This window comes from Mycobacterium sp. TH-M82 (assembly GCF_057473605.1).
In genome coordinates, this window is sequence record NZ_JBYCKY010000348.1 from 1 (window position 1) to 1,343 (window position 1,343).

The 1,343-nt window shown below is 67.4% G+C and carries 2 protein-coding genes; both read right to left on the reverse strand.

From position 1 onward, the window contains the following. Positions 1–1,033, reverse strand: a 1,033-nt coding sequence (gene metK / locus AC2VON_RS10750) for a methionine adenosyltransferase (protein ID WP_486952942.1), incomplete at its 3' end; no start/stop codon positions are given. 84 nt (positions 1,034–1,117) lie between these two features. Beyond that, on the reverse strand, positions 1,118–1,343 hold a 226-nt coding region (locus tag AC2VON_RS10755), incomplete at its 5' end, for a phosphopantothenoylcysteine decarboxylase domain-containing protein (RefSeq protein WP_486952943.1).

The following is a 1,343-nucleotide window of genomic DNA, read 5'->3' on the forward strand; positions in this document are numbered from 1 at the left end:
TGATCGGGTCGACGGTCTCGGTGCCGAAGGTCTCGACGAACAAGCCGACCGGGGCGGCTTTGCCGATGGCGTAGGCGACCTGGACCTCGACCCGTTCTGCCAGACCGGCGGCGACGATGTTTTTGGCCACCCAGCGCATGGCGTACGCCGCCGAACGGTCCACCTTGGACGGATCCTTGCCGGAGAACGCGCCGCCGCCGTGGCGGGCCCAGCCGCCGGAGGTGTCGACGATGATCTTGCGCCCGGTCAGTCCGGCGTCGCCCATCGGCCCGCCCAGCACGAACTTGCCGGTCGGGTTGACCAGCAGCCGCACCTCGGAGGTGTCCAGCGTTTTGTGGCCCAGGTCGTCGAGCACGGTGTTGAGCACCTTTTCCCGGATATCGGGGGTCAGCGTGTTCTCCAGGTCGATGTCGGCGGCGTGCTGGGTCGACACGACGACGGTGTCCAGCCGCACCGGGGTGTTGCCCTCGCAGCCGATGGTGACCTGGGTCTTGCCATCGGGACGCAGGTAGGGCAGCACACCGCCTTTGCGCACCTCGGTGAGCCGGCGGGCGAGCCGGTGGGCCAGCGCGATCGGCAGCGGCATCAGTTCCGGGGTGTCGGAGATCGCATAGCCGAACATCAGACCCTGGTCGCCGGCGCCGTGAGCGTCCAGGGGGTCCGCCGCACCCTCGACCCGGGCCTCGTGGGCGGTGTCGACACCCTGGGCGATGTCGGGCGACTGCGCACCGATACCGATGTTGACCCCGCACGACGCGCCATCGAAGCCCTTCTCCGAGGAGTCGTAACCGATTTCCAGAATGCGGTCACGGACGGTTTTCGTGATGTCGGCGAACGCCTCTTTGGCGCTGGTGGTCACCTCCCCGACGACGTGCACCTGCCCGGTGGTGACCAGGGTTTCGACCGCAACCCGGGAGTGGGGATCATCAGCCAGCAGTGCGTCGAGCACGGAGTCGCTGATCGCGTCGCAGATCTTGTCGGGGTGTCCCTCGGTCACCGACTCACTGGTGAACAGCCGACCCTTTTCGCTCACGGTGTCATCCTCCGTCATCCTTCCCGCACGCCGAAAGTTAGCCTGACAAATCGTATCGTCACCGGTTCCGTCCCGGCCGAGCAGCTACCCGCCGTGACCGTGCAAGAAGGCGACGACGGCGTCCACGATTCGGCTGGCCATCAGCGTCTTGGAGCCGTGCTCCAGGGTGGATTCGGTGCCGTCGGAAGCCAGCAACCACCCATCGTTGCTGTCCACCTCGAACGCCCTGCCGTCGCCGACGGCGTTGACCCCCAACAGGTCGCAGCCCTTGCGGCGCAGCTTCGCGCGGGCGTGGAACAGCACGTCGCCG